Below are 2858 nucleotides of genomic sequence, written 5' to 3' on the forward strand. Positions count from 1 at the left end.
TCCAGCCCCCCCTCTTTGTCCGCCCCCGCGCCGGACCTGCCCTGCGACCTGCTCGGCGGCCTCAGCCCGGCGCAGTTCATGCGCCGGCACTGGCAGAAAAAGCCGCTGCTGATCCGCAACGCCATCCCGGGTTTCACGCCCTTGTTGAGCCGGCAGCAGCTGTTCGACATGGCCGCCGATGAAGCGGTCGAGTCGCGCCTGATCGTGCGCAAGCCCCAGGGCTGGACGCTCAGGCAAGGCCCCTTGACCCGCCCACAGCTGCCGCCGCTGCGCCAACCGGGCTGGACCTTGCTGGTGCAGGGTGTCGACCAGCACCTGGACGCCGCGCACGAGTTGCTCCAGCGCTTCCGTTTCGTGCCCGACGCGCGCCTGGACGATCTGATGATTTCCTGGGCCAGCGACGCCGGCGGCGTGGGCCCGCACTTCGACAGCTACGACGTGTTCCTGCTGCAGGCCACCGGTCAGCGGCGCTGGCGCATCGGCCGGCAGAAGGACCTGTCGCTGCAGCCCGACGTGCCGCTCAAGATCCTCAGCCATTTCGAGCCCGAGGAAGAGCATGTGCTCAACCCGGGCGACATGCTGTACCTGCCGCCGCGCTGGGCGCACGACGGGGATGCGGTGGGCGGGGACTGCAGCACCTACTCCATCGGTTTTCGCGCGCCGCAGCGCGGCGGCCTGGCGGGTGAACTGCTGCAGCGCATGGCCGACGAGCTCGACGACAACACCCTCTTTCGTGACCCGGGGCAAGCCGCCACCGCGACCCCGGCGGCCATGCCTGCCGCGCTCGAAGCCTTCGCGGTGGACGCCTTGCAGCGCCTGCTGGCGGAACGCGAGTCGCTGGCCTGCGCGCTGGGCGAGGTCATGACCGAGCCCAAGCCGCGCATCTGGTTCGACGAACCCGAGGGTGACTGGGCGCCGGGCGCCTTGCGGCTGGACCGGCGCACGCGCATGATGTACGACGAACGCCACATCTTCATCAACGGCGAGAGCTTTCGTGCCGGTGGTGCCGATGCCCGCCTCATGCGCGCGCTGGCCGACCAGCGCGCGCTGGACCAGCGGCAGGTGGTCCGCGCGAGCGAAGGTGCACAAGCCCTGCTGCAGGACTGGTTCGACGCTGGGTGGCTGCACCGCATCGAACCCGCTTGAGGCGCTGTGGGCGCCTCGTCAGGAGACCCGCATGACCGATCCCCTGGATGCTTCGATCGCCGCGCTGCCCGAAGGCCGGCTCTCCGGCCGCGTGGCCTTTATCGACCTGATCCGGCAGGCCTTCGCCACGGCGGCGCAAGAGGGCTGGCCGCGCATGGTCCTGTGCGACGCGGACTTCGCCGACTGGCCGCTGGGCGAACGCGATGTGGTGGCTTCGCTCAATGCGTGGTCGCAGCGCGGCCGTTCGCTGCATCTGCTGGCGCGCGACTACAGCGTGTTGCGGCAGATGCACCCGCGTTTCGTGCAGTGGCGCAGCACCTGGGGGCACCTGGTGGAGGCGCAGGCCTGTGCCAGTGCCTCGGTGGGCGAACTGCCCAGCGTGTTGTGGTCACCGGCCTGGACGCTGCAGCGGCTGGACCCCCTGCGATGCACCATGGTGGTGAGCCGCAGCGCGGAGCGCCGCGTGGCCCTGCAGGAGCAGCTGCAGGAGTGGGCGCTCAAGAGCACGCCCGCTTTCCCGGCGTCCACACTGGGGCTGTGAGCAAAGGTAAAAACAACCCCTCTCGCTTCTTGCACCAGGACGGGGCGGTATCATCCGCGCGGCAGGGGAGGGTTGTCACGTCAACCCACTCCGCTGGATGGCCTCCCGTCACACAACACCCAGGGTGCGTGGAACCTTTCCGAACCGGTCGTTCGACCGCCTGTCTTTCTCATCCATTGGAACTGTCATCATGAAAAAAACCATCCTGCTCGCCAGCCTGTTGGCCGCCATCGCCTTGACCGCCTGCGGCAAGAAGGAAGAGGCACCGGTCGCCGCACCGGCACCTGCCGCTGAACCCGCTCCGGCCGCTGCTGCGCCTTCCATGGCCGGCGCTGCCGAATCCGCCAAGGAAGCCGGCGCTTCCGCCGTCGATGCCGCCAAGGAAGCCACCGCTGCCACCGTGGACGCTGCGAAGGAAGCCGGTGCCGCCACCGCCGACGCCGCCAAGGCCGCAGGCGCTGCCACCGCGGACGCCGCCAAGGAAGTGGCCGACAAGGCCAAGGAAGCCGCCGCCGATGCCAAGGCCGCTGTGAAGTGACCCAGCCCTGAGGGGCAGGCCCGCGCTGCGGGCCGGTCAAAGAAAAAGCCGCCCTCGGGCGGCTTTTTCTTTGGTGCGTGGCGTTCTTACTTGAGGTCTTCGGCCAGCAGTTTGGCAATGCGCTGCGCGGACGCCGAGCTGTCCGGCCGACCCTGGCTGTCGAGCACCGCGACGGTGGTCTGGTTCTCGACGCTCTTGACCGACACGCGGAAGCGCTCGGTCGAGGCCTCGGTCTTCGAAGCGCCGAACATCTTGGCGAAGAAGCCTGGCTCCTTGGCGTTGACCACGGGTTCGACGTAGCGCACGAAGTAGAGGCCCTGGCTGCGGTCGCGGTCTTCCACGGTGAAGCCCGTGCGATCGAGCGACAGGCCGACGCGGCGCCACGCGCGGTCGAAGTTGTCGTCGAACTGCACCACGGGCGCGTTGTTCACCATGGCGACACGCGCCGCGGCCTGCACCGGCGCGGTGGCGGTCACGGCCCGGGATTGCGCCTCGCTCACGCCGAGCTTGACCATCAGGCGGCGCAGGAACTCGGTTTCCAGCTCCACGTCGGCCGGGCGCGGCTGCCACACGGTCTGGTCTTTTTCCTTGGTGGAATAGACCTCCACCATGCCGCGGTGGCTGATGTAGATC

General features: G+C 68.9%; 4 protein-coding genes. 3 read left to right on the forward strand and 1 reads right to left on the reverse strand.

Annotated elements, in window-relative coordinates; all coding sequences use genetic code 11:
• The first annotated feature begins 36 nt into the window (after positions 1–36).
• From AC3WPZ_RS27800 to AC3WPZ_RS27810, 3 genes are all read left to right on the forward strand, one after another.
• On the forward strand, positions 37–1146 hold the full coding sequence (locus tag AC3WPZ_RS27800) for a JmjC domain-containing protein (RefSeq protein WP_492442586.1): 1110 nt from the start codon (positions 37–39) through the stop codon (positions 1144–1146).
• A 31-nt stretch (positions 1147–1177) separates the two neighbouring features.
• On the forward strand, positions 1178–1687 hold the full coding sequence (locus tag AC3WPZ_RS27805) for a hypothetical protein (RefSeq protein ID WP_382159576.1): 510 nt from the start codon (positions 1178–1180) through the stop codon (positions 1685–1687).
• 190 nt (positions 1688–1877) lie between these two features.
• On the forward strand, positions 1878–2225 hold the full coding sequence (locus AC3WPZ_RS27810) for a hypothetical protein (RefSeq protein WP_382159573.1): 348 nt from the start codon (positions 1878–1880) through the stop codon (positions 2223–2225).
• Between the two features lie 86 nt (positions 2226–2311).
• Here AC3WPZ_RS27810 and bamC read toward each other — a convergent pair.
• A partial coding sequence (gene bamC, locus AC3WPZ_RS27815) for an NlpB/DapX family lipoprotein (RefSeq protein ID WP_492442584.1) occupies positions 2312–2858 on the reverse strand: 547 nt, incomplete at its 5' end.

It is taken from the genome of Hydrogenophaga sp. FW305-3-2-15-A-LB1, from assembly GCF_058787875.1.

Coding starts and splice junctions, on each gene's coding strand:
- AC3WPZ_RS27805 (WP_382159576.1), top strand. CDS start 1,178: ATGACCGATCCCCTGGATGCTTCGATCGCCGCGCTGCCCGAAGGCCGG.
- AC3WPZ_RS27810 (WP_382159573.1), top strand. CDS start 1,878: ATGAAAAAAACCATCCTGCTCGCCAGCCTGTTGGCCGCCATCGCCTTG.